We start from the raw sequence: 647 nt of genomic DNA on the forward strand, positions 1-647 counted from the left end.
ATGATATTCTTTTGAGGGTGAGTTTCTGCTTCTTCTGGAGTCAATTGCCCAGCCTTGAGCAATTCATTGACCAAAGAATGGTCACTTGTCAACTGGTGGTATTCTTCTCCACGAATCAAACCGATACGAGAATCTCCAATGTGAGCATAGATGGCTTGGTTGTCAATAAACGCAACAGCTTCTAGCGTTGTTCCCATACCTCTGTAGGCTTCGTCCTGACCTAGTTGATGAATTTTTTGATTTTCAATCTCCAGGTAGTGGGCAAACCACTCACGAACTTCATTGACTGAGTCAATTTGGGTATCCACCCAAGCCACACCAAGGTCTGTTACGGCCATCTCACTAGCGATATTTCCTGCACGGTGTCCTCCCATCCCGTCAGCCAAGATGATCATAGTGCGTCCTGCTCGGTTGACAAAGTGATTGACATAGTCCTGATTATTTGTCCGTTTCTGACCAACATCTGTTAATAATGCTATTTCCATTGTGTCAGTTCCTTCCTATTCTGATATCTTGCGAAATTGGCTGATAAAGAATCCATCACTTCCATACAATTCAGGAGTAATCAGGATGCAGCCATCTTTCAGGATATCTTTACATTCGTGTTCTAGTTTAACCTGCTCGAACTCGGGATGACTTTCTAAAAA

The 647-nt window shown here is 43.1% G+C and carries 1 protein-coding gene and 1 pseudogene; both read right to left on the reverse strand.

Annotated elements, in window-relative coordinates; all coding sequences use genetic code 11:
- On the reverse strand, positions 1–485 hold a 485-nt coding region (locus GMD1S_RS08650), incomplete at its 3' end, for a protein phosphatase 2C domain-containing protein (protein WP_000401526.1).
- Between the two features lie 15 nt (positions 486–500).
- Positions 501–647 (reverse strand): annotated as a pseudogene (locus tag GMD1S_RS11905) (16S rRNA (cytosine(967)-C(5))-methyltransferase RsmB); the annotation flags it as partial.

Source organism: Streptococcus sp. GMD1S (assembly GCF_000296875.1).
Classification (GTDB): domain Bacteria; phylum Bacillota; class Bacilli; order Lactobacillales; family Streptococcaceae; genus Streptococcus.